This window comes from Pseudomonas sp. GM55 (assembly GCF_000282395.1).
Taxonomy (GTDB): Bacteria; Pseudomonadota; Gammaproteobacteria; order Pseudomonadales; family Pseudomonadaceae; genus Aquipseudomonas; species Aquipseudomonas fluorescens_CC.
Genome location: NZ_AKJJ01000044.1, coordinates 1 through 26,681 on the forward strand (window position 1 = coordinate 1; position 26,681 = coordinate 26,681).

Annotated in this window: 19 protein-coding genes and 4 pseudogenes; 10 read left to right on the forward strand and 13 right to left on the reverse strand. The window is 55.8% G+C overall.

What is annotated here, in order from left to right; translation table 11 throughout:
• The 4 genes and pseudogenes from PMI31_RS10395 to PMI31_RS10415 all read left to right on the forward strand — a co-directional run.
• A pseudogene (locus tag PMI31_RS10395) lies at positions 1-207 on the forward strand (calcium-binding protein); the annotation flags it as partial.
• A gap of 395 nt (positions 208-602) precedes the next feature.
• Positions 603-1,104, forward strand: a pseudogene (locus PMI31_RS29885) (IS66 family transposase); the annotation flags it as partial.
• Between the two features lie 315 nt (positions 1,105-1,419).
• Positions 1,420-2,022: an NAD(P)H:quinone oxidoreductase gene (gene wrbA / locus PMI31_RS10410; protein WP_008017957.1), complete on the forward strand. Its 603-nt coding sequence runs from the start codon at positions 1,420-1,422 to the stop codon at positions 2,020-2,022.
• A gap of 72 nt (positions 2,023-2,094) precedes the next feature.
• On the forward strand, positions 2,095-3,042 hold the full coding sequence (locus PMI31_RS10415; RefSeq protein WP_008017959.1) for a LysR substrate-binding domain-containing protein: 948 nt from the start codon (positions 2,095-2,097) through the stop codon (positions 3,040-3,042).
• A 233-nt stretch (positions 3,043-3,275) separates the two neighbouring features.
• Here PMI31_RS10415 and PMI31_RS10420 read toward each other — a convergent pair whose 3' ends face one another.
• From PMI31_RS10420 to PMI31_RS31305, 3 genes and pseudogenes are all read right to left on the reverse strand, one after another.
• The gene (locus tag PMI31_RS10420) at positions 3,276-4,586 is read right to left on the reverse strand and encodes an MBL fold metallo-hydrolase (protein WP_008017960.1); all 1,311 of its coding nucleotides are present in this window, start codon (positions 4,584-4,586) and stop codon (positions 3,276-3,278) included.
• The gene (locus tag PMI31_RS10425; protein ID WP_008017961.1) at positions 4,576-8,157 is read right to left on the reverse strand and encodes a S8 family serine peptidase; all 3,582 of its coding nucleotides are present in this window, start codon (positions 8,155-8,157) and stop codon (positions 4,576-4,578) included. The genes PMI31_RS10420 and PMI31_RS10425 overlap by 11 nt, the downstream gene beginning before the upstream one ends.
• Positions 8,158-8,492: 335 nt before the next feature.
• Positions 8,493-8,639, reverse strand: a pseudogene (locus PMI31_RS31305) (IS5/IS1182 family transposase); the annotation flags it as partial.
• A 246-nt stretch (positions 8,640-8,885) separates the two neighbouring features.
• On the opposite strand from PMI31_RS31305, the gene PMI31_RS10430 reads away from it, so the two are divergent.
• Complete coding sequence (locus PMI31_RS10430; RefSeq protein WP_008017962.1) at positions 8,886-10,268, forward strand: purine-cytosine permease family protein; 1,383 nt, start codon at positions 8,886-8,888, stop codon at positions 10,266-10,268.
• 880 nt (positions 10,269-11,148) lie between these two features.
• On the forward strand, positions 11,149-11,718 hold the full coding sequence (locus PMI31_RS10435) for a YSC84-related protein (RefSeq protein ID WP_008017965.1): 570 nt from the start codon (positions 11,149-11,151) through the stop codon (positions 11,716-11,718).
• Between the two features lie 316 nt (positions 11,719-12,034).
• Here PMI31_RS10435 and PMI31_RS10440 read toward each other — a convergent pair whose 3' ends face one another.
• The 5 genes from PMI31_RS10440 to PMI31_RS10460 all read right to left on the reverse strand — a co-directional run bounded on the left by PMI31_RS10440 (position 12,035) and on the right by PMI31_RS10460 (position 15,017).
• Positions 12,035-12,304: a hypothetical protein gene (locus PMI31_RS10440; RefSeq protein ID WP_008017966.1), complete on the reverse strand. Its 270-nt coding sequence runs from the start codon at positions 12,302-12,304 to the stop codon at positions 12,035-12,037.
• A 140-nt stretch (positions 12,305-12,444) separates the two neighbouring features.
• Positions 12,445-12,846, reverse strand: a complete 402-nt coding sequence (locus PMI31_RS10445) for a DoxX family protein (protein ID WP_008017967.1) — start codon at positions 12,844-12,846, stop codon at positions 12,445-12,447.
• Between the two features lie 16 nt (positions 12,847-12,862).
• Complete coding sequence (locus PMI31_RS10450) at positions 12,863-13,534, reverse strand: alpha/beta hydrolase (protein ID WP_008017968.1); 672 nt, start codon at positions 13,532-13,534, stop codon at positions 12,863-12,865.
• Positions 13,527-14,369 (reverse strand): DODA-type extradiol aromatic ring-opening family dioxygenase, encoded by an 843-nt coding sequence (locus PMI31_RS10455; RefSeq protein ID WP_008017969.1) that lies wholly within the window; start codon positions 14,367-14,369, stop codon positions 13,527-13,529. Before PMI31_RS10455 ends, PMI31_RS10450 begins: the two co-directional genes overlap by 8 nt.
• 18 nt (positions 14,370-14,387) lie before the next feature.
• Positions 14,388-15,017, reverse strand: coding sequence for an NADPH-dependent F420 reductase (locus tag PMI31_RS10460; protein ID WP_008017971.1), 630 nt, complete (start codon positions 15,015-15,017; stop codon positions 14,388-14,390).
• A gap of 109 nt (positions 15,018-15,126) precedes the next feature.
• Here PMI31_RS10460 and PMI31_RS10465 point away from each other — a divergent pair, with 109 nt between their 5' ends.
• Together PMI31_RS10465 and PMI31_RS31700 are read left to right on the forward strand one after the other, a co-directional pair.
• Positions 15,127-16,026, forward strand: a complete 900-nt coding sequence (locus PMI31_RS10465; protein ID WP_008017972.1) for a LysR family transcriptional regulator — start codon at positions 15,127-15,129, stop codon at positions 16,024-16,026.
• Positions 16,027-16,163: 137 nt separating this feature from the next.
• Positions 16,164-16,308: pseudogene (locus PMI31_RS31700) on the forward strand (LysR family transcriptional regulator); the annotation flags it as partial.
• Positions 16,309-16,872: 564 nt separating this feature from the next.
• On the opposite strand, the gene PMI31_RS10470 reads toward PMI31_RS31700, so the two are convergent.
• From PMI31_RS10470 to PMI31_RS10480, 3 genes are read right to left on the reverse strand one after another with little or no spacing between them, the layout of a single operon-like run.
• Positions 16,873-17,712, reverse strand: a complete 840-nt coding sequence (locus PMI31_RS10470) for a phytanoyl-CoA dioxygenase family protein (RefSeq protein WP_008017973.1) — start codon at positions 17,710-17,712, stop codon at positions 16,873-16,875.
• Positions 17,713-17,721: 9 nt separating this feature from the next.
• A complete protein-coding gene (locus PMI31_RS10475) occupies positions 17,722-18,501 on the reverse strand; it encodes an ABC transporter substrate-binding protein (RefSeq protein ID WP_008017974.1) in 780 nt (259 codons plus the stop codon).
• 45 nt (positions 18,502-18,546) lie between these two features.
• The gene (locus PMI31_RS10480; RefSeq protein WP_008017975.1) at positions 18,547-19,728 is read right to left on the reverse strand and encodes a M20 aminoacylase family protein; all 1,182 of its coding nucleotides are present in this window, start codon (positions 19,726-19,728) and stop codon (positions 18,547-18,549) included.
• Between the two features lie 163 nt (positions 19,729-19,891).
• Here PMI31_RS10480 and PMI31_RS10485 point away from each other — a divergent pair, with 163 nt between their 5' ends.
• A complete protein-coding gene (locus PMI31_RS10485) occupies positions 19,892-20,806 on the forward strand; it encodes a LysR family transcriptional regulator (protein ID WP_008017976.1) in 915 nt (304 codons plus the stop codon).
• A gap of 1,385 nt (positions 20,807-22,191) precedes the next feature.
• Here the strand turns inward: PMI31_RS10485 and PMI31_RS10490 are convergent.
• Positions 22,192-23,535: an MFS transporter gene (locus PMI31_RS10490; protein WP_008017979.1), complete on the reverse strand. Its 1,344-nt coding sequence runs from the start codon at positions 23,533-23,535 to the stop codon at positions 22,192-22,194.
• Positions 23,536-23,836: 301 nt separating this feature from the next.
• Between PMI31_RS10490 and PMI31_RS10495 the strand changes: the two genes are divergently transcribed.
• The gene (locus PMI31_RS10495) at positions 23,837-25,270 is read left to right on the forward strand and encodes an aldehyde dehydrogenase family protein (RefSeq protein WP_008017981.1); all 1,434 of its coding nucleotides are present in this window, start codon (positions 23,837-23,839) and stop codon (positions 25,268-25,270) included.
• Between the two features lie 57 nt (positions 25,271-25,327).
• Here the strand turns inward: PMI31_RS10495 and PMI31_RS10500 are convergent, their stop codons facing one another.
• Positions 25,328-26,608, reverse strand: a complete 1,281-nt coding sequence (locus PMI31_RS10500) for an OprD family porin (protein WP_052037648.1) — start codon at positions 26,606-26,608, stop codon at positions 25,328-25,330.
• Positions 26,609-26,681 lie beyond the last annotated feature (73 nt).

Consider the following 26,681-nt stretch of genomic DNA (forward strand, 5'->3'; position numbering starts at 1 on the left):
ATCCTGAACTTCGGCGCCAATCCGGGTGCAGGGCAGGACTTGCTCAATCTCACGGGGCTGGGGATCACCAGCGCGACCTTCGCTGCCAACGTGACCATAACGGCTAACGGGGCGGACACGGTGGTCGGGATCGGGGCGGACACGATTCACCTTGTTGGTGTCAGCAGTGCGGCCGTTGATCAAACGGACTTCATTCTGGCCGTTTGAGGTCCTGGTCAGTGCTGTCGCAGGAGGGCGGAACAGAAGAAGGGAGGGCAATGGATGCCCTCCCTTTTTCCTTTCATTCGATTGCCCATCAGATTCGCGTTCAAGAACTCGGGTAGTGATATGTCAGAAGTGCGCTGCTTGATCAATTGACGGTAACCGTCCGGGCAATTCACCTTCCTGACACCGTTGCTTGAGGCGATGGTGTCCACCTGAATTCAAGTGGACACCATTTTTAGCCTTTTAAAGCGGACGCCCATGCCACAAGAACGCCGTTCCTATTCAAAATCCTTCAAGGCCCAGGTCATTGCCGAATGCGCGCAGCCTGACACCACGAGCTGCGATGATTCGCATCGACACCATCTGGCTCGCCACTGAGCCCATGGATATGCGAGCTGGCACCGACACCGCCGCATGTCATCGACAAAGGCATACCGACAACGGGTCTGCTGGCCCATGTCATGGTGGCCAAGTTCGCCGATCATCTACCGCTGTACCGGCAGGAGAAAATCTTTGGGTGTGCCGGACTGCCCATCTCCCGTTCGACCTTGGCGCAGTGGCTGGGCAACTGCGGTGTGCAATTACAGTCGCTGGCTGATGCGTTGCGCGAAGCCGTACTGGCGTACTGGCGTACGGCGTTTTCCACGCTGACGAAACGCCAGTACAAATGCTGACACCTGGCGCGAAGAAAACTCATCGCGCTTATGTCTGGGCCTATGCCACCAGCCAGTTCTCTGACCTGGCAGCGGTCGTTTGCGACTTCAGCCCGAGCCATGCTGGTGAACATGCCCGAGCCTTCCTGGGCAATTGGAAGGGCAAGCTGGTCTGCGATGACTTCGCAGGCTATAAGGCAGGCTCGAATTGGGTATCACTGAAGTTGGCTGTATAGCCCATGCGCGCACCTGCGAAAGGCTGCTCGTAAGCCACGTTCGATTTCGCCAGCGCCGCTATCGACAGGTGTGAAAGCCGGCCATTTTAAGGGCAGACTGGAATCTCGATTAAAAGACGACGGCCAGGGTCATACTCAGTAACGTCAGTTTCATATCTGGGCGGCAGGCAGCGCGCGAAGCTGCTAGGGTTAAGACCGCATGCCGTCAAAGTCTCTACGTCAAATGGGGGGCTGCCGACGCTACGCCTACGCTGTTGTTCGTTAGCAGCGGAGTCATCCAAGGTCCTTCAAATCGACCGAATGGTTCCTCAACCCAGGACAAAATCATGGCGAAAGTACTTGTTCTCTATTACTCAATGTACGGTCACCTGGAAACCATGGCGAACGCCGTCGTCGATGGCGCACGGTCCGTACCTGGCGTCGATGTGACGCTCAAACGTGTGGCTGAAACCATTCCGGCGTCGCAGGCGGCAGCCATCGGTGTCAAGCTCGACCAGCAGGCCCCGGTGGCAACACCTGACGAGCTGGCCAATTACGACGCCATCATCTTTGGTACACCGACGCGCTTTGGCAACATGGCCGGGCAGATGCGCACATTTCTCGACCAGACCGGTGGGCTGTGGATGAAAGGCGCGCTCGTCGGGAAAATCGGTAGCGTTTTCGCGTCAACTGGAACCCAGCACGGAGGCCAGGAAACCACGATTACGTCATTCCACAGCACACTGCTGCATCAAGGAATGGTCATCGTGGGTGTGCCTTACACCTGCGCAGGGCTCACCAATATGGATGAGATCACCGGCGGTACACCCTATGGTGCCACCACTCTGGCCGGGGCCGACGGGAAACGGCAACCGTCACAGAATGAACTGGATATTGCGCGTTTCCAAGGCAAGCACGTTGCTGAACTTGCAATAAAGATCGCCAGTTAACGCAAGCAGGAAAGGGTGTGACGGCCAGGTCTCTCCCCATTCTGGCCGTCGCATGACCAGGGCAGCATAAGGATGAGGCTGCTGCTCCTGGTCCGGCCAACCATGGGACGTGGAAGGCTCGGGCAATCCCAGGCAGTGTTGATACTGGAAGACGAACTGCACAGGACCGTAACTTCCAGCGTAGGTCGCGCCTTGGACATGCCAAAGTCCACCTTGAGTCGCCGGGTCAATCAGCTGGAGCGCCGACTGGGCGTGCGACTGATCCAGCGTTCGACGCGGCAGTTTCAAGTTACTGAAATTGGTCAGGCCTACTATCGCCATTGTGTGGCAATGATGGCCGAAGCAGAGTCGGCCGAAGACGTGATTGAGCAGAACCGCTCTGAGCCGCGAGGCATTATCCGGCTGAGTTGCAACACGCCACTGCTGAGTTTCTGGGTTGCCCCCATACTGGGCCGGTTCATGGCACAGTACCCGGCGATCGAACTGTTTGTGAAAAGCTACAATCGCCGAGTCGATGTGATCAACGAGGGTTACGACCTTGCCCTGAATCTGTGTTTTCCACCGTTGGAGGACAGCGAATTAGTGATGAAAGTCCTGGCGAAAAGCCCACACGTGTTGGTGGCGAGCTCGGCCTTTTTGCAACGTTTTCCGGCCCTGAAGCTACCAGCAGACCTTAGCGACGTACCCAGTATTGTCTGGGGTACCACACAGTCACACTACAGCTGGCAACTAAACGGTCCGAACGGTGAAACTGCCCAAGTCCGTCATGCTCCGCGCCTGGTCAGCGACAATATGGCCGTGCTTAAAAGCGCGGTACTCGAAGGTGCAGGCATTGCGATCCTGCCGAGGACTATCGTCAAAGACGAACTAGCGGACGGACGCTTGCTCAAGGTTATCGATCAGTGGCATCCCATCGACGGGGTAATCACGGCAGTATTCCCGACCCGTCGAGGGCTGGTGCCTTCAGTGCGAACCCTGATCGATTTTCTTGCGAAATCATTCGAAGAGTACTCCGAATGAATGAGGCGGAGCACCGGTTGTCATATGCAAGGCGTCGATCCACCCATCATAACCATGACTGCCCCCGCTCAATTGTTGAGCAGGGTAGTCGAACACCTGGGGAGGTTTTGGTTAGCAGAAACGGTTCACAGTCAGAACTCTTGTAGGGTAGGGCGCAGGATCACCTCATCGTACAAGCGCAACTCGAGAAACGCCCACTTCGTGAATCTGAAAGGTGCCTGAATCAGACCGGCTCAGAAATCAATCTCAAAGTAGAGGGGATCACTACGCAGGCCTCTCGTCAGTGCGGTACTGCTCGGCGGTTGGTCGGTTCGAAGGGTATAGCCATGAGCCTTCGTTGCTTCCTCCAAAGCATCCATCAAGGTATTGAAGGGGAGATCCCCCCATTTACGTTTCAGCGCCATTTCATGGTCGACCGGGACCACAGCTACCGCCAGATTTTTCATCAATTCAATTCCGCATTCGCGGCCGGTGGCGTTGGAACTACCGTGATGCCCAACTTTGTAAAAGACAGCGCGGCCTATCAAATCGGGCCCCGTAACTTCCATACCATTCTGGTCAGTCCATTTGCGATCGCCCCAAGAGAGCCAGTTGCCTACCTGCGCATCGGCTGCGAAGAGTAAGACGTCCCCCCCATCCAATTCGATGGCCATCACCAGGCTCGTATTGTTGACGACGTTGTCCAGTTGGAGGGCAAGGCTGGTAGCATCGTCTAACCAGGCATCATCGATGCGCCTCCAGTCTTGCGGGTTCCAGTAGCGCTCCTGAAAGAAAGGAACCGTCTGTGCAGCCTGGGTGGGAATGTTGTAGCGGCGGGAAAAAGGTAGTTGCGATTCGTCTTCGTTGATGGCCGGCGTGAGGTATCGATTGAAGGCATCCATGGCCATCTTGTAGGTGGTCTTATCGCCGGGGGTTTTAGGCGCGTTCATGTTTCTCAGCCTGGCTTCGTCGCGCGGCGGGCCGAGTACGTAGATTTTCGCGCCGAAACTCTCCAGATCGCGAGGCTTATCCTCCGGATCACAGTACCTTACGTTCGAAGACTTTTTGCGCACAGCTTCAAGCGCGGACTGAGTAGTCATTCGCGCCGAAGCGCCGAAGAATCCAAGCAGTTCAAGCAGGGGATGTTCGATGTCCGGAGTGTCCATTTGCAGGCGCAAGGCGGCTGATTGCAGCATGGCAAGCGCTTCGTCGTTCTCCTTTCTTAGCTCGCCAGCTTGTTTATCGTCAGGGTTCTCTGTCCAGGCCATCCAGACTTCATCGACGTTCAGCTTTGCAAAAGTATCCTTTGCTTGCACAAACCCGGAGAGGTGATCCCAATGTTTGTGGGTGGCCACCAGAAGATCAATTTTGTCATTGCTTTCCTGCCGAACATTTTCCATCACGTCCGTCATCATTTTCGTGGCGTTGGCAGTACCGATGATGACTCCGCAGTCGATCAGAATTCTGTAGGTGGCCCCCCCATCTCCGTGCAGCGTCACCAGGTGGCAGTCACCCAATCCATGACGATAAATCCGTACCGTTGCCCGAGGCGGTCTAGCGTTCATGACCACCTCCGTCGATGCTTCGGTGAACGAGAGCAAAAGGTTCACCAGCCATCGCCCGAAGTCCGCGGTACTTGTCCTGCATCGATTGCGCGCGCTCTTGCTGGAAATGTTGTTGATGCGCAAGGCGTGCTGGCTGATTGATACGCTTGCGTACGACATAGGTCACCTGCCGACTGGTCAAGTCGATGACCAACGTGACACCCCCACGGAATACATTGCCACTGCCATCCTTCGCATGAAGAGACTGGGTCAACTCAACGACCATTTGCGACAACAACTGCCCATCCGGTCCTACACGTCGTAGAGGCCGCACCGAATGAACCTCAATCCCGTGCATATCGCATACAACGGCACGGTCGCCAATTTGAAGCTGATAATTTGGGTCCGCATGACGATACAGTCCGAGTGCTCCCAGTTCGGTATCACTCACGAGCTTCGGATTCATCAACCAGCGATGGAACGCCCAGGCGTTGTCCCGCGATGTGTTCCATGCCGATTCACGGCTTGTCTGAAGCGTCCATTGAAGGCTCAGTTCAGGCAGGAGTTTTTGCAACGTGCTCATTGGTTCCAGGGGCGGTTCCCAGCGCAATGTGTCGACTGAGTAGCTGCGCAATCCTTCGGGGTAAATCCCGCGTGCCATGAAAGCGGAAGAAAATGCAACGCGGTAACCGTAGGGGTCCGAGGGCACCAGATCATGATCTGCGGTTACCAGCGCTCTGAGGAAGTCACCGAACGTGATGTCTACCGGAGGGCAGTAGTCCAGTGCCCGAATACATATCGTGAGAATGTGCCTGGCCACGGTGCTGGCCACGTTTGTCAGTGCATCGACGAGGTCACTCTGGAGTGCACCCTGGGGTAGAACTTCTGAGCCATGAGTTGCGAGTCGGATAGGCGTTTGGGCTCGTCTGGTATAGACCTGCAAGAACGCGTCGAACACTGCCGACACCAGTACTGCTCCTCGATCATGGGCTTCAGTTTGACTCTGGTAGTCATTCGACTTCGGCACTCGGCGTGTCCAGGTCGGTTGGCTGTTGGCGTTCACTCCACCAGTGCCTATGGCATCCCTCAACGCCTTGTAGTGACCGGTGGCTTGGCCGAACTGTACCGCCAGCCAAGCCAGCATCGATTGTTGGCTGAGATCGCCACGGGAATATGCAAGCAACTCCCGAAGTGAATCGCGCAAGGTGAAATGCTGGAAAAGGGCAACGATGTCGGCAAACCCTTCGTGAAAGGCCAGCACATCTGGATTGGTGGGCTCTATGAAGCGCCGATGCAGCCCGTCAAGCAGCGCATGGGTTGTTTCATGAGCGACGATGTCGTGGGAGAGTGCCGTGAACACGTACTCGCTGGCCACGCCGCTATTCCTGTCGGATGAACTGAAGTAGCCCAGCAAAAGTGCTTTGCGTTGCGGGCTATAGTAAGCATTAGGCTCTCGCAAGGCATGCGGATAGATACGCAGACGCTGTACGTAGTCCGGATTTTTACCAACGAAACGTGGCGCCCATAATGCAACGCGACCCAAAGCGTTTTCGAAGAAACGGATTGTCCTCATCGCAACGGCATATGCCATTTGTTGATGGAACTGTGGGTTCGCTTCGGAGGGTTGCAGGCCGTCGGTCGCCAGAAGACGTGGATCGTTCAGGTCCACCGGCGCGTAGCAGCAGCCACTGGCGGGATCGACATCCACGACTTCCAGGTACTCACCGACAGGCCCTGGTAACAGATCAGTCTCCCAAGGTATTTGTAGCGTTGTTTCGTTAATGCCCACAGTTTCCAAGGTGCGACCCAGCAATGGATCGTAGGCGTAAACCCGCAGCCTGCGGAATTCGGGTGCAGGTGGCACGGGGCGCAACGCATGTTGAAGGTGATGATCCCTCAAACCGGTAATCGGCGTTGTAGCCGCGTGCGGTCCTGATGTTGTTTGATGCGGTCCGGACGGCGAGTTGGACTGACCCAGTTGAAGGGCTCGCCGAAGCGCTTGGGAAGCCCTGGGGTGCTGAGATAGCGCTTGGGCCAGAGCAACACGCTGAGCCAGGCTGAGCGTGTCCGGATCGACATCAGGGTCCGGCAATATCGCCTGGATCGCGGCGGACTGGGAAAGTTGCAAGGACTCCAGTTCGAGCATTTTTTGCTGTGTGTTGCCAAATTGCGCCATGCCAAGCCCCGTCAGGACCCGCAGAAAAGGGAACGAGATGGCATCGACTTCTTCTTTTTTGTTTTGCAGGGCGACGGCAGTAGGAGGAGCGACGCCATAGGCGTCAAGTGCTCGTAGCTCCCCATGTCCCAACTTGGCAAAGTTGGTGTTGTTCGCGCTGTTGAACAAGGCCGTGCGTACGGCCTCTACCCGCATCCATTTGTCTGGATAGGCGTTCCACTTCGTCCGGTTTTTTTGTATCCATATAGCGGCAGCGGCTGCAATTTGTGGCGTGGCAGAGGAGGTACCGCCGCCATTCCAGTCAATGGTGTTTGAACAACCGAATTTCGCTCGCGGTATGTTCGGTGTATACGCTGCCATCGCCGTGCGCATTGTGCTGGCCGGCCCATGGTTGCCGGCCATCAATGTAACTGGAAGATCAGCGTAAGGTTTGTGATCCGCCATCACGCCACACGCCGCAATGACACGATTGAATCTCGCCGGATAGACGATGTGGTGAGTGGGTGCGTTACCGAAGTTGTTGCCAGCTGCGGCTACCAGGACCACACCTTCTTCATAAAGGGCATTGACCTCTTCGGCCCACAGCTGACTGGGCAATCCGCCCATACTCATCGTCACTACCTGGACGGCTGTTTTGGGATCCTGGCAAAGGTCTCGAACATACCTCAGTGCGTTGACGATGGCGCTGTTGTAGAACAGCTCAAACCGGTTGGCCACCCGAATAGGTACGACCTTCACAAAAGGGGCCGCACCAAGGCGGTTCATTTCAGGTAACGGATTTCCGGCGAGTACGCTGAGTGTTGCAGTGCCGTGACCAGGATTGTTCACCAGGCCGCAGGAATCGTCAGAGGCATCATTGGGGCGATCTTCATCGACAAAGTTTCGCTCCAGATGGTGTTCCAGATTGACCGGCAGACACCGGTGGTGGGGATCATATCCCGTGTCCAGATGCGCCACCCGTACCGCCTTGGCTGACGATACAGTACCGATTTTCGCCAACAGTTTATCGAACTGACCGTGCTGAGGGTCCTGATACCAGAACTTGTCCGTTTCCCATGGATATTTCTTTTCTTGTTCTTCAGCTGTGCAAGAAGATGCCAGCACTATCGCTTGATCCTCCCGGGAACCGGACAGCCAGGTTTGGGCAAAGTCGGGTTCAGCAAATTCGGGATGTGGCGCCCCGCTCATACCCATGCCGTTGGAGACCAGCGCGTGACAGACATCCCACGGATTGAAGGTGTCGAGTGGGGTACTGGGCTCGACCAGATGCCATACGGGCTGTGCCGCCACACCGGGCTGAGCCTGCGAATTGCATTGGTATAGGGGGAGGACGTTGAGTTGTCTGCCGGCCAGGGATAACTTCGCGCTAACAGGCGCAGGCAGCATTTTGACGAGAAATCGTTGGACGCTAGGCATTGGCCGGGGCTCCGCGCGCTGCAGTACAGTCCATTGCGGCACCGCTGAAGCCGCATCCACAATCGCATTCACTACTGGTCATTTTCGAATGCACGAATCCAGCGTAGACACCCCTATGGCACGCCTGCCAGTGCGGCAGTAGCCGGTCGTCTGGAATGTTAAACGGAAAGCAAAAGAGCCTGTCGTTTTTTGCACCTTCCGAGGTGGATTGGGAAGCCACCTGGCAGCGCACCGAATCTGATCCAGCCTGAGGTGAAATGTGCCTTGGTCAACCGCATGGAGATGCAGCATGGACGCAGGACAAATCTCCCAGGCTACGATTGATGCCCGAGTCCCGCGCAGCCCTGGCAGTTCGAACTTCCAGTAACGGTGCAATTTCAGGCCTTTTCAACGTTGCTATAGCGCCAAATCAGCGGTTCTCCAGCCGGACAAATGTACTCGTTTTTGGTCGTGTCATAGATGAACCCATCGTTATTGAAACGCCTGTCAGCCTTCGTGGTTACTTGCACTGACTTGACCAGCCATTTGCATTCGACCTGACCAGCCATGTGCATCGGACTTGACCAGCACATTTCGTAACCATGACCGGCAGAGAGCGACCCAGGCTGTGTGAAATCACCTGCAATTTACGTGAGGGTATGGCGCTACTAGCTATGAGGCGTTCGCAGCTGGGCCGAAAAGCTATCGATGCCTATCTGATAATCACGAAAATAAATCAGGAGGCGGTCGTGAAGCTGGAAAAGCGTAGTATCGAGTTTGTCCCTCACAGTGAACGTTACGGAACGCCACGGCGGTTGTTCACCATCTGGTTCAGTTCCAATTTCCAAGTGACCGCTTTGATGGTCGGTACGCTGGGTATCGCCTCGGGGTTGAGCTTCGGCTGGACATTGCTGGGCCTGCTGATTGGCAATCTGGTCGGCACTGTGTTCATGGCCGCGCACTCCGCCCAGGGCCCCCACTTGGGGGTTCCTCAAATGATCCAGAGCCGGGCACAGTTCGGTGTTTACGGAGCCGCGATCCCCCTGCTGGTAATGGTCACGGCGGCGGTGCTATTTCTTGCCGCCAGCGGCGTCTTGATGCGCGATGCCTTAAAGGCGCTGGTGCCAATGAGCGACGACCAGGCCATTGTGGTGGTCGGCGTTCTGACTTTCATCATTGGTTTTATAGGCTACGAGCTGATCCACCGTATGGGGGCGTGGATGAGCCTGTTATCTACCCTGGTGTTTGCAAGCGCCTTGGCCTTGATCCTGCTGCACCCCAGCGACGCGGCATCAACAACCGTCTCAGGCACGGGCTTTACGTTGGCGGCCTTTAATCTGGTCATAGCGCAGGCTGCCTCCTGGACTTTAGGTTACGGCCCCTACGTAGCAGACTACTCGCGTTACCTCCCCGCGAACGTGAGCACCCGCGCCACGTTCTGGACAACCTATTGCGGTTGCGCACTGGGCTCTTTTGCCATGATGGCATTAGGCGCTTTACTGGCAGTAGCGATACCTGCAGCGCTTGAGCGCGACCCTGCAACCGCCATTGCCATGTTGTTTGGCCCGTGGGCACCTTTGGTACTGGGCGTGATCGCGCTTGGCGTCATCCAGTACAACGTACTCTGCTTGTACAGCGCCTATATGTCTTCGGTTACGATATTCGGAGCTTTTGGCGGGCTCAAATACGTCACGGCTCCAGCAAAAGCGTTGGTGATGGCCGTGTTGACCGTTGCTGCGACCCTGATCGCCATAGCCACCCAGTACCGTTTTGACACGTTTTTTGCGGACATTCTGATCGGTCAGTTGTATTTGCTGATCCCCTGGAGTGCGATCAACCTGGTTGATTATTACTGGGTGTGTCGCGGCCACTATGAAGTAAGTGACCTGTACGACCCTAAAGGCCGCTACGCCCGTTTCAACGGGCGAACCCTAATGGTCTATGCCGTTTCGATAATCGGCACGATTCCCTTCATGAAACTCTCGTTCTACACAGGCTTTGTAGCGAACTGGCTAGGCGCCGACATTAGTTGGGCGATGGGGTTGGTGTTGGCCGGAGGGCTGTACTGTGCGGTCAACAGCCGACCAGCTGTTAATAGCTCGCGCATGTTTGGTCAAAGATCTCTCGAATAGGCGAAGCGAGACACGTCGTCGACGCTTCGCCTACAGCCACTCGACGATACAGGTCCAAAACTTTCTATCCGAAGTTTAATTTCTTCCGGTACGGGCCCTGAAGGTGTCAATCCTTCCTGACCCCAGGTGATACCAAGATCAGGGTGCTAAACGTGCTGGTCAAATCCGATGCAATCAGGTGGTCAAGTGGAGTGCAATTTCACATTAGCCGAGTGATGACGGTGCTGGATCGTATAAATGGTCGCTGGGTAAGGGCACTCTGCGCTCGTCGAGCGTGCCGGATACTCCAGTTTTTTGGGGGCGGCGGGAGATGATCAGTCAGAGCTGCACGACCCAGTTGGAGAGTTCAAGAATTGCAGCCTGAAGGGCAAGCTGGTTTTCGTTGATTTTGAAAAGCAGGGAAGGGCGTAGCTCAGAATTTGGCATAGCAGTTCCTCGGGTATGAGGTCAGCGTAGCACCAGACAGAAAAAGCAAAGCCCCGTAGCTTCGCGGCCCCGGGGCTTCTATTTTCGCCTGCATCCCTTAATGTCGAGCGAACGTGACGGCGAGACTACCAGCGATTTTTTGATGGTTCACTACTGCGAAAGATGGATTGTGTTCGGTTGGCAGGATGCCAGAGGAGGGTAAGTCTGGGTTGTCTTGGATTGGACGGGCTTTCGAGGCAAGGAAGTCTGGCGATTGCAGGGGCGAAGTGCAACACCGCTATTGAACTGATTTGAACATCCATCTGCATAGCATTTGACCAATCACATATCAGGATTAAAGTCTTATTGTCTGTGAGTAGCGACACAATAAAGGTCAGCCCCGTCAGTCTTTGATCCGCAGCAACTGTCGTCACTCAGGCTTCTCAACGGCAAGAGCAGAAACGGAGTATTTTTCATGATCAAATACCTTCGAATGATGGCAATGATTTCAATCCTCGCAATCACTGCGGGCTGCCAAATGGATCAATCAACTTCTGCCTCTGGTACAAAGGCTGTGGACGCTGCGATGGACCAGGAAGCGAAAGCGGCGTTACAGAGTTTGTACGCCAATACACCGAAATCGCGCGCCCTCGCGCAGCGAGCCAAGGGTATTCTCGTTTTCCCGGATGTGGTGAAAGCGGGGTTCATCGCCGGCGCACACCATGGCGAAGGCGAATTGATCGAGAACGGCAAAGTCACGGGGTACTACTCGACTACAGCAGCCTCATACGGCCTTCAGGCAGGCGTGCAGAGATTTGGGTATGTGATGTTCTTCATGAGTGATTCTGCGCTGCAAGATCTGAAAACCGGCAGTGGGTTTGAGGTCGGCGTGGGCCCAAGCATCGTGGTCGAAGATGCAGGCGTGGCCAAGTCGCTGACTACTTCAACGATTCAGTCTGATATCTATGCGTTCATCTTTGATCAAAAGGGCTTAATGGCTGGGGTGGGATTGCAGGGGTCAAAGATTAGCAAGCTCAGCCGCTGAGACCGTCGGCTATGCACTGAGCTGATTTTTGGGAGGGTGTTGGTTGGGCAAAACGTCGGGGATGGTTGGGCCAATTCTTGGGCCAACCTTTCGGGGCGGGTCGGGGTAGTTCGGGGAATTGCGAGGGTTTGACGGCATTCACAAGCTGGCTAAAACCCCGTGTTTCCCCCGCGATGCCGTAATAATTAAATGTCACATCCACCCTTGGCGAAGGGCTGTGTTCGTTCCCTCCATGATCGCGGCTTCGAAGTGTAGTTGGTTCTGATTGATCTTGAAGAGCAGAGCAGGGAGAAGGTCTTGCTCAACGAAATCGAGCTTATTTTCCCGTTGTTGTACCCGGAGAAGCGAACCCGGGCGGCACTTTGAGCCACGGGAAACTCTGCAACGCCATGTCATAACCGGTGGCGTAGAGCTTGCGCATGTACTCGTTGTCGAACTCTTCCTTGTGGGGCAAGTTGAAGCTCGCCGGTATGAACCCAAGATTGAAGTCCACACTGTCGCGCTGGGTGGTGGCGTAGATCCGGTAGAGGTCGCGGATGCCCTGGCTGTGGATCAACGAGGCGATGGAACGCCCAGCGATGCTCATCGTGCTGCGCTCGACCTGCGCCATCGTTATGGATAGTTATTGCGCGGGCAGGGCATCGCCCGACTTGCCCACCAGGCCGCAAGACCCAAACCGCCGACGCGCTGGGGGCAGGGCGTAGGCGGATTTTAAGTCAGCAGTAACTATGCGTTGCTGGATGCTTTTGTTGCCATGGCGCCGTCACCCAGTAACGCGACGACCAGCGCTGTCGCCGCCAGGTAGACAGGGTATTCCCAACCGCCATTGGCGTTAGTGAAGCTCCAGCCATTACCGAAGTGGACGGTAGCGGCCACGAACAGTTGAACCACCGCCAGAGCGGCCACCCAACGTGCGTAGACACCCAGCACCAGCATCAAGCCGCCGATGACTTCAAAGGCCATGACCGGATAGGCCAGGAAGCCCGGGAAACCAATGGATTCAAAAAAGCCTGCAGTGCCTGCCGGGGTGAACACAAGCACTTTGGTCAGGCCGTGAGCAATGAACATGATGCCGAGGGCCAGGCGCATAACGAGTGCGGCATACGGAGCGGTGCGTGAGTCGATCATGGTGTGGTTCCTTTATTTACTTGGAGAGTGACAGCGTGTGGTTCAGCCATTGCGAAAAATCCGCCAGTTCTTCAGCGACGATCTCGTGGGCCATGTCGTAGAAGTGTGTTTCATGGACGACGCCGATCCGATCCAGCCAGGCGTCCGCTTCTTTAGCCCAGGTCACTGGCAGGACGTTGTCCTGATGACCATGGGCGATGAACGCGCAGACGGACTTGAGCCGATCGGCAGAGGCGATCCGAGGATCAAGTTCACGCAGCATTCGGCCGCTCAAAATGGCGAAACCGGCAATCAGCTCAGGCTCGGTGAGCCCAAGGCTCGCGCTCATGATGCCGCCCTGGCTGAAGCCGGCGATCACCGTCGGCAGCTTGGGTAGCGCTTCAATAAAACGCTGCAGCAGTTGACGGCTGGACTCCGCTTGCTCTTGATTGAACGATGGGCCGTTACCGGTGAAGGTCACCTGGTACCAGGCGTAGCCTTGTGGGCCGACTTGCAACGGGCCGCGCAGCAGGATCACTTCCAGCTCTTCAGGTAACCATGCCGCCAATGAGGCGAGATTCGCTTCGTTTGAACCAACACCATGCAGTAAAAGCAGACGGCCCTTGGGCGTCGAAGTACTGCTTCCTTTACGGAAAAACAGGCCCGTTTGCGGCTCGCGGGCCGCTTCAGAAAATGTCATGTCACCCATGGTCTGTCATGCCTTGACTGAGTTGAATGGATTCAGATCCATTCTTGTGGCTAGAGGAAAAAAGGTAACTGTCCATCGACAGCACCCCGTAGCTCACGCCGCCGTCCAGGACACGTGTTTCATAGTGTTCGCCGGCCGCGCCAAGGGCGATGAGCAATGGTAAAAAATGTTCATCGGTCGGGTGGGCACGTTCGGCAGAAGGGGCGTGCTGCCTATAGTCCAGCAGTAAATCGGTGTTGCCTGCTTGCAGGGTTTTGGCTGTCCAGGCAGCAAACTCTCTTACGTAGTCAGCCCCATGGCTGGCAGCACCCCGAAACTCATACAAGTTATGGGTCAGGCTTCCGGAAGCCACGATCAGCACTTTCATATCGCGCAGTGGCGTAAGGGCCTTGCCCAGTTTCCAGGCCTGGCAGGTGTCGAGGCCGGCAGGCATCGATACCTGAACGACAGGTATGTCGGCCTCAGGGGCCAGATACAGCAGAGGCACCCAGGCGCCGTGATCGAGACCTCGACGGGCATCAAGCCGGGACTTCCATCCCGCATTCTGTAGCAGGCCCACGATATGAGCGGCGAGGGCCGGAGCGCCCGGCGCCGGGTAGCGCAACTGGTACAAGGCGTCGGGAAATCCACCGAAATCGTGAATGGTTTCGGGGGCGGTGCTCGCCGTAACGCTGATTTCGCCGCGGGTCATCCAGTGCGGGGAGAGGATGACGATGGCATCAGGTCGCGGCAGTTCGCGACCGAGTTCGGCCAGACGTTGACCCGCCAGACCAGGCTCGATGGCGAACACAGGAGCACCATGAGACACAAATAGCAGTGGGAACGAAGCGTTCATGGTGATTGTTCTCAATGATTACTTGTTAAGCCAGGCAGGGGCGATGGAAGTGCCCAAGCCAGCGCCATAGCCAAGGTAGATATTCAGTCCTGCCAATGGCTCCAGATAACGGGCATTGACCAACGCGCCTGCGTCAACCGTGTTCCAACCCAGGCTCTGTGCCATGGCGATAGCGGTTTGTTTCGCGCGTTCGCTGTCGCTGGCGACAAACACGCTGCCACGCTGGTCATTGGCGAAATTCGGGCCGTCGGCGAGCACTTGGGCGAATAACGTGTTGAACGCTTTGACGACATGGGCTTGAGGCAATGCTTTGGCAATTTCCTCGCCAGCGCTCGTCACGTGACCGATGGTCAGCGACATGTAGTCGGCACTCAGGGGGTTGGAGATGTCTATGACTACCTTGCCTGTCAGATCACCCAGGCTTTGCAAAGCTTTGACTGCGTCTTCGTAAGCGGTTGCAACAACAACGACGTCACTGTCACCCAGTGCCTCGGCAGCCGGATAAGCACGAACATTTTCAAATTGAGCGGCCAGGGTTTTGGCCTTGTCGAAGTCGCGGCCTGTGATCCGGACAATGTGGCCGACACTGGACAGTTGTTTGGCGAACGCTGAACCCATGTTGCCGGTACCCACTACTGTGATTTTCATCGCGACCTCATTTGCCTTGATGTGCGTTTCGATGGCCTCAGTTTATAGGTTGAGATATTGAGATAAATAAGGCCAAATGTGATTAACAGTTCCACTTATAGAGACAATGATGGACAGAGCGCTGGAGATGCAGGTCTTCTGCACCGTGGTCGATAAAGGCAGTTTTATCGGGGCTGCCGAACCACTGGGAATGTCTAAAGCGGCCATCTCTCGCTATGTGAGCGGCCTCGAAGAGCGACTCGGCGCGCGGCTGCTGCACCGTACGACCCGACGGCTGTCATTGACGGAGGAGGGACGTCAGTTTTATCACCAGGCGCGTGAAGTCCTGGCGCTCATGGATCAGGCCGAAGAGGCCGTATCGTCCACCGCACCGGAGCCCAGTGGCGTTTTGAGGGTGAATGCACCGGTCAGTTTCGGTGTGCTCCATTTGGCGCCCATCTGGGGCGACTTCATGAAGGCTTATCCCAACGTCGAGTTGGACATCAGTTTGAACGACCGACTGGTGGATCTTGTGGAGGAGGGCTTCGACGCCGCTGTTCGTATTGCTCGCATGGAGAGCTCTTCCTTGGTAGGACGTCGACTAGCGGGCACGCGGATGTGCCTGTGTGCGTCACCCGACTACCTGGCGAGCCACCCTCAACTGCGCACGTTGGCAGACTTGGCAGAGCACGGGGTGATTGCGTATACCAACTTCGCCAGCGGCAATGAATGGCAGTTCATCGGCCCTGACGGTAGCGAAAGCGTGCGCACCCGCTCGATTGTGCGCTGCAATAATGGCGATACCTGTCGCAGTATTGCCCTGGCGGGGGGCGGCATTGCCTTGCAGCCCAGCTTCATGGTGGCCGACGATTTGCGCAAAGGGAACCTGGTCGAGATTCTGCCGGAGTACCAATCCGTCGAGCTGGGCATCTACGTGGTCTATCCCTCGCGCAAGCATTTGGCAACCAAGGTCCGGGTGCTGATCAACTTTCTCGCTGAGCGATTTGCCCATCCTCAATGGGAGCAGTAGAGAGGACTTCGCCGAACAGCGGCTGACTCAGCACTTATCCAGAAAGCCTCGAAGGTCGGCCGAGAACTTTTCCGGATTCTTCAGCGCCATGTACACATGCAGTGCAGATCCCCCAACGACCGAATTCATCCAGCGCTGCGGGCAGGCTGGTGGAGGTTTTGCAAGTGTATGAACCCGAAGCTGTCGACGTGCATGCCGTATGGCTAAAGTGTGTCTCACCTGCGGCCAAAAGTCAGGTATGTGGTCGATGAGTTGGTCAAGCTATGTGAGCACTGGCAGTGATGCAGTCTGACAAGTGGAACAGGCCTCACTTGTAGGTTTTCTGAGTGATGGAAATGACCAGCGCAACACTGGCGACAATGATGATCGCCCAGAACGCTCTGATTCATTGAGCAATACGCGATTGGCGCTGAAATCCCAAAATGCGGCGATCGCAGCGTCACGCGGCAGTCAACGTGACGGCATTGCTACCTGGCTATTAGTATCAATACATGATTTAACAAGTGGGCGATGTCATATGTTCATAGGTCCCTCGCGGGCATTATCAATGCTGGCTCAATGCTCCCGTAATGAATGCAAGTGTTCATCGATTGATGTTCATAGACTTCGTTTTTCCGCCTGTCAAAGCCTTGCCGACCCTACCTCTGGCGACTCAACACGCCTGCAAAAATATGAAGGTCGGTAAAAACGTCTTTCCATTATGTCTTGGCTTGGAACGTCCTGCCTCGTGAGAACACGTTCAGCGGCGGATGACTCAAGCGGGTGGCTATCATCAAAACGCCGGAACACTGCAATCCAGTCTTCCGGCGATCAGCTTTCAGGTCGGTTCGAACCGCGCGCAAGCAACTAGCGAGGCCAGAGCGATGGAAACAACGGATGTTCCAAGGGCGCATCGGCTGCCAGCGTTTCCTCGAGACCGGGGAAATGAGGGGAGGTGACCCAGGATCTTGGCGCATGCCGAACGTCATCGCCGATGACTCTCACTGAGAATGCACGACGTCGGTTTTGCCCCGCCACCCCGGACGAAGCATGCAAGGTCAGCATGTTGAAACACACCATGTCCCCTGGTGACAGAGCCCATCCCAATATAGGGAAATCCTCGCGATGACTCTCAATATCCGGCAGTTCGTCGAGCGTACCTTCGGCAAACCATTTCGCCTGGCTGTCCATGAAAGATCGAGGCATCAACCAGGGTCCCTTGTGGGACCCGGCAATGAATTCGAGGGTTGATTCCCGTGGTACGGGGTCGACGGGAATCCAGAAGCTGACGGTATCTGCGCCGCTGATGTTGTAGTACGGCTGGTCCTGGTGCCAGGGGGTTCGCTGACGTGTATTGGGCTCCTTGACCAGTAAGTGGTCGTGATGCAGGCGCACCTGTTGGCTGTCCAGCAACGCGGCCGCAATGGGCGCGATGGCGGAGTTGAAGATGAAGTTGCGATAGTGCGCATTCGTTTGCCAGTTGCAGAAGTCTTCGAAGAACCACCCCGGGTCGTCAGGGTTGCTCGCCACTTTGGCACGAAGGCTGGGTTGGGCCAGGTTGTGCTCGATACCTTGGGTCAATTCGCTGATGAGCTGTGGCGTAAACGCGTTGCGGATACACACAGCGCCATCGTGCCGGAAAGCACGAACCGTTTCGTCGCTGACGGGTAAAGCGCTTGATTGAATGTGTTGGGCCATATCATTCATGGGTATGCCTCATTCGCCGTAAATATCGAAGTTGAAATACTGCTTCGCGATCAGGTCGTACTGGCCTGACTGGCGAATGCCGGCAATGGCTGCGTTGAGTTGCTCCCTGAGCTGTGTCTGGTTTTTCCGAACACCGATGGCGACGCCATCGCCAATAATGCTTTTGTCGGTGATGGGGTCGCCTGCAAAGCTAAAGTCCTGGCCTTGAGGCTTCTGCAGTAAACCGATGTCGGCTTGAACCGACGCCTGGAACGCAGCATCCAGGCGTCCATTGATGAGGTCTGAAAACACCTGGTCCTGGGTCTGATAGGAAAGGATATTGACGCCCTGGCGCCCCCATTGCGTCTTGGCGTAACTTTCATGCAACGAGCCTTGAACGACCCCGACCGACTTGCCTTCTAATGACTGCGGCGTCGGCAGCAGTCCCGAGTTCTTTCTCGCTACCAGCGAAGAGGGGGCGGTGTAGATTTTGTTGCTGAAGTCGACCTGCTGGCGACGCACTTCGGTGGCGCTGAATGCGGACAGGATGGCGTCGAATTTTCTGGCCTTCAAAGCCGGGATCATGCCGTCGAAACTCTGCTCCACCCAAATGCACTTGACCTGCAACTGGGCGCACAGGGCGTTGCCCAGGTCGATATCGAAACCGCTCAATGAACCATCCGGCTGTTTTGTCTCGAATGGCGGGTAGCTGGGGTCCACCCCGAATTTGATCACCGGCTGCGCTTGGGACAGCGGGGCCACGATCAATCCGAAGAGCAGGGCGGCGTAATGACGGTTAAGTAGCTGCATGATGACCTCGTTTTTATTGGTTTTAGCGGTTTGACAGGTCGTATCTCAAGCGTTCAGCGGCAGGAAAGCTTCGGTTAGCTTGACCCAGAAGCCCGCGCCCCGGATCAGGATGTCATCGTTGAAGTCGTAGCGCGGATCGTGAGCCATGCAGCTCTTCTCGCCATCGCCATTGCCGATAATCAGGTAACAACCGGGGCATTTCTGCAGGAAATAGGCAAAGTCTTCGCTGCCATTGAAGGGCACGATATCGTTCATGACTTCATCTTCATCTTCACCCAACCAGTCGACGGCCACCTGGCTGGCGAATTTGGTCATTTCGTGATCGTTGACCAGCAAGGGGTAATCGGCACTGTATTGGATTTCGGCGGTCGCGCCGAACGCCTCGGCCTGGGCGTGAATGAGCTTGCAGATCTGCTGCTCCAGGTGGTCCCTGACCGCATTGTTCAGCGAGCGTACGGAAATCAGCATGTGTGCGCTGTCCGGGATCACGTTGGAAACCTTGCCTGCATTGATTGATCCGACGGTGATCACGCTCATCTCTTGAGGCGAAACGTTGCGCGAGACAATGGTCTGCAAGGCCATGATGATACTGGCGCAGACCACCACCGGATCGACGCTCAAGTGCGGCATCGCGCCGTGACCACCTTTACCATGAATTGTTACGCTGACCTGATCGGCGGATGCCATGAAGGGGCCGGCCCGGAAGCCGAGTTTGCCGACAGGGTAACCGGGCATATTGTGTGCCGCGAACACCGCGTCGCAAGGGAACTGTTGCAGCACGCCCTCCTGGATCATGCGTCGGGCACCGGCCAGGCCTTCTTCGGCGGGCTGGAAAATCAGGCGCACAGTGCCGTTGAACGAGTGGCCATGGGCGAGGGCGTATGCGGCGGCGAGGAGCATCACCGTATGCCCGTCATGGCCACACGCGTGCATCTTGCCGGGTATGCGGCTGGCATAGGGCAGTCCGGTTTTTTCCAGAATCGGCAGGGCGTCCATGTCAGCCCTTATGCCGATCACCCGTGAGCTCGTACCCTTTTTCAGTGTGGCAATGATTCCGGTTTCAGCGATCCCGCGGTTCACCTCGTAACCCCATTCCAGCAGCCGTTGGGCGACCAGTTCGCTGGTCTCGACCTCCTGGTAACCCAGTTCAGGGTTGGCATGGATCTGGTGGCGCAGTTCGCGCATTTCCTGCTCAATTTCCTTTAACAGCGCGATGGAGTCTGTCATTGGCAGCGTTTTCCTTGATGACCAGTTGGAGGTACCTCTGGTACGGTCCTTTGTTGAGGATCGAAGCCCGGGCGGTATGGGTCCGAGAGTAGAGGGCCAGGGCAACTGCTGACAGACAATCGAAAGTGAACGCGACAACCCAAGGTTAACAGTGGCGGATACCATGAAGTTCTATCAACTCAATGCACTGGTTGCGGTGGCGGACGCCGGCAGCATCCGCGGTGCTGCCAAAAGCCTCGACACGTCTCCGGCGGCGGTCACCAAGGCCATCCAGAAGCTGGAGCAAGACAGCGCGACTCAACTGCTGATCCGTAATGCCACAGGGATTGTGTTTACTGAACTGGGCAAGAAGCTGTTGATTCAGGCGCGCCTGGTGGTGGCGCAAATGAGCAATGCGCAACAGGTATTGGCTGAAGAGAGTGGGGAGCTGACAGGAAGTTTGTCGGTTGCTGTCACGCCTTGGTTGGCGATGACCCTCATGCCCAAGGCGGTTGTACGTTTTCGCCAACTGTTCCCACAGGTGCAACTCGAATTGTACGAGGGGCTTTCATCTGTGGCGTGCCCAATGCTGCGTGAGGCGAAAGTCGATCTGTTTATAGGTCGTCTGGATACTCGTTTTTCCAGCACCGACCTGACCTATCAGCCGTTGTTCACGGCTGATTGTGCCGTAGTTGCTCGTCAGCAACACCCGTTGTCCGACTGCCACAGCATGGGGGAACTGGAATCAGCCGACTGGATACTGGCCTCACAGCAAGATGGCGCGATTTCGACTCAAGGTCATGTGCATTTCGCCCATTCGATCTCGATCATCATGAGCTTGCTGCGCGAAACAGACATGTTGAGCATCTTTCCCTGGCCGCTGGTGGAGATTTGCGCTCAACGCGAAGGTTTGTGCACCTTGCCGTTACGCGAATCGGTGGGCAGCGCTTCGGTAGGCGCCATCAGTCGTAGCGGGCAGCCCCTGAGGCTGGCTGCGGAGCGATTTCTGGAATGTTTGATCGAAACCATTCAGCGCGAGATGGGGCAGGCGCATTCGCCGTATCGGCGGATGTTGCAGACTGTGGATTTACTGGTTTGATTCAATCAATGCAGCCAATTGCGGGGGAACGAAAAGCCCGATTAGAGTAGATGCTGAAACTTGAGAGGATCGGCTTTACGATATCCAGATATCTCATTTAACATAATATACATTATGCGAATCGTCCTATACGGGGCTGGGGGGCTCTTGTCGAGATTTCTGAAATATGCGAAAAAACAGCTAAATATGAGGAAAGTCAAAAAATCAGACAGTTACGCAAAAACACTTGTGCTGGAGATCAAGACTGCGTCGACGTCTACTCGCTTAAATACGCGTGCGCTTCAACCCAACGTTAAGCGCCTCGACTACATGCATTGGACTTAACCCAGGGACTACTTCCATCTGACATTTTAGCTCTTCGTGGCCTCACGTGAGCATGCCTGTCGTCGGAGCCCGCAGATCTCAGAAGAAAACGCAGGAAATCGCCCTAGATTCGCGTGATCGTGCGTCGTATGCGAGTTCGTCTGTTCGTTTGATATAAAAGGTCTTTTTGGTAACAGCTTGTTCGTTTACGGCACTGCTTACGCCACAGGTCCACGTGCATGCACGTCGCTGTGTGAAATCTGCGGCGTTCCGCGTGGAGTTGGTACCCAGATTTCAAGGGCTGCCATGCGTGGTAAAGACAAACGCCGGCTGATTTATGCAGATGCTGCAGATTAGGCGGTGCCACCTTGCGATTGAAGCCTGTGGAGTTTTCCTCCCACCAAATACCCTGGAAGCTCGCCAGAATTTGGCTAGATGAAAAGCTCTGTAAAATGCTCGTCCGGTACCGTTGTTAACTACAATTTTGACTTGTTAACTACGGTGGTTAACAAGTCAAAAAACGAGTTTACGGGGTAATACTGAACCTGCGTGTTAACCCTTGATTCTCCTGGCGCGCCTGGGAATTTAAAGCTCCGTTCTGCTGCTCGAACTCCGGGGTTTGCTAGTCGAAATGCATACCTCTATTATCACTTGCGTTTCACGGTCAACAGCGACCGTAAGCATCGGGTTCGGTAGGCGTTTTCCCGCCTTATCTACCGATATAACGTCGAACTCAAACGTGCAAATTTCAACAGGCTTTTCCATTGCTTGGCACCCTGTTAGATTGGGTTGGAGCTCATCAGAACGTCATGAAACGTCATGTCTGACAAGTGATTTGTGCGTTTGAGCATAGTCTATGCACCACCGACCGCCAGAGTCACCTTAACAGTTTCTATATGGAGAACATCATGCAACTCAACTAAACATCTATTTAGTTGAGCTAAGTTTGGACTGGTTCTAATCGCATTAAAGCATTGTGCAACACCCAAAACCGCCCTCACCCTCCATATTCATCACTCAAATACCAAACGCCCGATGCGGTGCATCGGGCGTTTGGTTTAAACCGATGTAATACTAAATAATCAGCGCAGCGGCAGTCCCTTGGTTTCTGGCATGCGCAGATAGACAACTGCACTTATGGCACTGATCACCGCCAGGTAAATCCAGAACAGGTGTCCATAGCCCCAACCGGCCATCGCGGCCATGAGATATGGCGCGGTTCCACCAAACAACGTCACAGACAACGCGTACGGCAAAGCGATACCGGTCACGCGAACTTCAGCTGGAAATTGTTCCGCCATGGTTACTGCAGAGGCTGCACCGAAGCCTGTCATGATGACCATGGAGATGGTTTGCAGGATGGTCACTTCCGTCAGGCTGATGCCTGCATGCAACAGACCGAAGCTTGGCCACGCCCACAACACCGATGCGACGGCGAATGCAATCAGTACCGGCCGGCGACCGACACGGTCGGCAAGTTTCCCGGCAAAGGGCAGCAGTACCAGTGACACCCCTACCGAGATCACGCCTGCAAGCAATGTGTCACGGATCGACATACCGGTGATCAGGTGTACCTGCGAGGGATAGCTCACCATCCATACATAGTTCAGCAAATTGCCAGCCATGGCGATGCCGATCACTCGCATCGCATCTTTTCTGTGGCTGAAAAAAAGATCACGCAGAGGTCGTTTCTTCACGTTGCTCGCGGCGCGTGCCTTAAAGATTTCAGTCTCGCGCACCGACAGACGGATCCACAGTGCGATCAGTCCCATCAGGGCGGCAATGATAAAAGCAACGCGCCAACCCCAGTCGTTCAACGCAGCGTCACTGCCCAGTGATGCCAGACCAAAGCCCAGCAGGAACGAAACCATGGTCCCGGCATTGATCGCAAACCATTGCCAGGAGCCGGCGAATGCGCGGCGGTGTGCAGGTGCCGACTCGATCAGGAACGCCGAAGCGGAACCGAATTCACCTCCAGCGGAAAACCCTTGAACCAAGCGCGCGAAGACCAGAATGATCGGTGCGGCAATTCCAATGCTGTCGTAGTTGGGGCAAAGGCCGATGACCAGCGAGGCCAGCGACATCAGCAGGATAGAAAGCGTCAAACCTTTCTTGCGACCGTAGCGGTCGGCTACCTGGCCGAGAACCGCACCACCAATAGGCCGCATGATGAAGCCGACGGCAAAGATCGCCAACACCGACAGCAAGCTGGTAAGACCGTCCCCCGCCGGGAAGAACTGGCGGGCAAGAATGGAAGAAAACGTGGCGTATATAACCCAGTCGGTGTATTCGACGATGGTGCCAAGCGTTGCGGCGACAATGGCTTTTTTTTCGCCATGGGTCAGTTGTCGGCCTTGAGCATTCCCAGTGGCGCCTGATGCTGGCTGCGGCGTCAGTGCACTCATTAAACTATTGTCGTTATTCATTTCTACGGCTCCCGTGGGCGCTATTATTATTGACCTTTAGTCACGGCCTTGTTACGGGTTAATACTGCTATTTACACTTCCCCAAGTGAATCGAGTTTTACGCTCTATATCGTTGACTAAATCTCAATGCATAGGCGTCTATTGAATATTTCAGATGATTTGCAGTCGATTGACACTTGCTCAACTGCCCACCCCACAAAACTCAGTTGAGCAATATGAGGCCACTGGTTGTAATAGGTATTCGTAATGGAGTTTGAAATAAAAAAGACGAGCCTCACTGCAGTTTCAGAGGAGACACACAATGTTTGTAAAAGTTAACAGCTTCGTCAATGGCCGTTCCCTGGAGCCGGCTGACGGGCAGTATGTCGACAAGATCGATCCGCGCACCGGTGCCAAGATCAGTGAGGTCGCCAGCAGCGGGCCGAAGGATGTGGCTCTGGCAATCGAGTCGGCAGCCTCGGCGCTGCAAGGCTGGCGCGACATGCGCCCGGCCGAACGTGGGCGCATCCTCAATGAATTCGGGCGCATCATCCGTCAAAGCGAAAAAACGCTGGGCGCGCTGGAAAAGGCCGATACCGGTAAACCCGGCAGCGAGATGGCAGCGCTGATGGACCTGACCGCCCAGTACTTCGAGTTTTATGGTGGCATCGTCAACGTTATGGACGGGGATGTGATCAACCAAGGCCCTGACTATCACATCTATACACGCCGTGATCCCTTTGGCGTGATTGGCGTCATTCTGCCTTGGAACGCCCCGCTCCACCAGGCAGCGCGCGCTATTGCGCCAGCCCTCGCTACCGGCAATACCGTGGTGGCCAAACCCTCCGAACACACCTCTGCCTCGCTGGTGGAACTGGCGCGCATTGCCGTGCAAGCCGGAGTGCCTGCCGGCGTGTTCAACGTCATCGTGGGTAAAGGCAGCGTGATCGGCCCCGCCATGGCGCACAACCCGCATATCCGCAAGATTTCCTTTACCGGCGGCCTGCGTGCGGGGCAGGAATTGGGACACATCGCCGCTGAACGCATCCTGCCACTGACCCTTGAACTGGGCGGCAAGTCCGCCAACATCGTGTTCGACGACGCCGACCTCGATGCGGCCGCCAAAGGCTCGACCAAGGCATTTACTTGGAACAGCGGTCAATGGTGCGCGGCAGGCACGCGGTTGCTGGTCCAGGAGAACATCCATGACCGCTTCGTTGACAAGCTGGTTGCCGAGGTGGGTGCCCTGCGCGTCGGCCCGGAGGATGACTCGACGTCCGGGCCGATTACCACTCATGCGCAGTTCGAGAAGATCCAGAGCTACTTCGCCATCGCCGAACGCGAGGGGCTCAAACCTGCAATCGGCGGCAAGGTGGCCGTACACGCGGGCTATGAAGATGGCTGGTACATCGAGCCGACGGTATACACCGGTGTGACCAACGATATGACTCTGGCGCGCGAGGAGATCTTCGGGCCTATCGTCTGCGTCATTCCCTTCAAGGACGAAGCCGATGCGTTGCGGATCGCCAACGACAGCGAATTCGGCCTTGGTGCCGGCATCTGGAGCCGTGACATCGGCCGGGTCCATCGGGTTGCCGCGCAACTGGAGGCCGGTCGGATTGTCGTCAACGAGTACAGTGGCGGTTTCGTCCAGACGCCTTGCGGTGGTTTCAAGCAAAGTGGCTACGGTCGCGAGCAAGGCATCGACGCCCTCTCCCACTACACCCAACTCAAGTCCGTGATTATTCGCCTTTAAGTCCTTTTCACACAAAAAAAGGGCGTAGCCATTGGCTGTGCCCTTTTCGCTAACTGCTTACCAGATCGGCAGGGAGTAGCTGAGAATCAACCTGTTCTCGTCGATATCGCTGGCAAAGTTGCTGCGTGTGCTGGCGTTCTTCCATTTCAGGGCAAGGTTTTTCAACGCACCACTCTGAATGACGTACGCCAGTTCTGTGTCCCGTTCCCACTCCTTTCCAGCCTGAGTCCGGTTGCGCACACTCACCTCGTCGCCCGACAGGTAGCGGGTCATGAAGGTAAGGCCAGGAATGCCAAGCGCCGTGAAGTTGTAGTCGTAGCGCAGTTGCCAGGAACGCTCATCCTGATTGCCGAAATCATTGATTTGCACCAGGTTGATCAAATAAGCATCGGTGCCATAGAGGTTGGCGAAGCCGGTAGCGCCGCTCATACGTTGATACCCCAGGCCCACTGAATGTCCGATCGCGCTGTAGGTGAACATCGCGCCAAGGGCGGAGTTTTCGACGTTGCTGCCGCCCTCATCAAGGCTACGCGCCCAGCGGATATCGGACGTGAGCGATTGTCGCTCGGTAAGCGCCAGCTTGTGGTTTAACGTCAGGTAATGCTGCTGGTAGATGCCATCCAGAGCGCCGTAGTGGTAGGCCGTACTCAATGCCGGCGTCCAACGATAGGTCACCCCTGCGAAATCGAAGCGCTCACTGCTTGTCTTCCGGCCAAACTGGATATTGCGTGCAGCGGCGTTGGAAACCGTCATGGACTCATTGTCGGTTGAGTTGCGAAGATTGATGCGGTCGAATCGCCCGAGATCGAAGGTTGTATTGCTCAGGTCAGCACTGTTGAGCCAGGCACCCCGAAAAGTCTGTGGCAACAAGCGCGTGTCGTTGTACACCGCCACGGGCAGTTTTGGCATCAGGGTGCCGGCTTTCAACGTGCTTTGCGCCATGCGTATCTTGGCGGTCAGCCCAAGCTTGCTGTATTCATCCTGGACGCGGCCATCACGGTCGGTAACGAGCAGCCCTGTGCCGGTCCGTGATGGGCCCGAGTCCAACTTGATGCCGAGCATGCCCAATGCATCCAGGCCAACGCCGATCGCTCCGGGGGTAAAGCCGGATTCATAGCGCAGGACAAAACCTTGGGCCCACTCTTCTGCCTTGCTTTGCGCCACACCTGATTGGCGAAAGTCGCGATTGAAGTAGTAGTTGCGTAAATCCATGCTGGCTTTGCTATCGGTGATGAAGTCCGCATAAACCGGCGAATGCACAGTGCTGACTGCGCCGCACAATGCCAGTCCTGAGGCTCGTTGAATATGCTTGCTATGGCGCGTTCTAGCGATCTTCATAGATGGATCTCTTATTGTTGTCGGGAGCTGCAACACGACCAGATGGCGCGTGCGCGCCGATCGTAGAAATCGC